At 69.0% G+C, this 491-nt stretch carries 1 protein-coding gene; it reads left to right on the forward strand.

The features are described 5' to 3' along the window. Nucleotides 1-39 precede the first annotated feature (39 nt). A partial coding sequence (locus tag IFT89_RS19960) for an iron chelate uptake ABC transporter family permease subunit (protein WP_244650894.1) occupies nucleotides 40-491 on the forward strand: 452 nt, incomplete at its 3' end.

Consider the following 491-nt stretch of genomic DNA (forward strand, 5'->3'; position numbering starts at 1 on the left):
ATCGGCAACACCGGCTCGGCCCGCGGCAACCCGGTGCGCATGACGCTGTCGGGTGTTGCCCTTGGGGCCGTGCTGTCGGGGTTCTCGTCGGCCGTGTTGCTGTCGAACTCCGAGGTCCTGCAGAAGATGCGCGGATGGTCGGCCGGAACCACGGCCTCGCAACCGCTCGACGCGACGCTCGCGATCGTGCCGTTCATCGTCGCAGGATTGATCCTTGCGATGCTCAGCTCACGATCACTCGACCTGCTCTCGCTCGGCGAAGCATCCGCCGTCGCGATGGGAGCCCACCCGAACCGAATCCGGATCGTCGCGCTCGTCGCGATCGCCCTTCTCGCCGGCGGAGCGACCGCGGCGGCCGGGCCCATCGGCTTCCTCGGCCTGCTCGCCCCACACATCGCGCGCATGATCGTGGGCCCTCACCAGGGATGGATCCTCGCGTACTCGGTGCTGATCGCGCCCACCGTGACGGGGTTCGCCGATGTGCTGGGCCG

The organism is Plantibacter sp. CFBP 13570 (genome assembly GCF_014841395.1).
Classification (GTDB): Bacteria; Actinomycetota; Actinomycetes; order Actinomycetales; family Microbacteriaceae; genus Plantibacter; species Plantibacter auratus.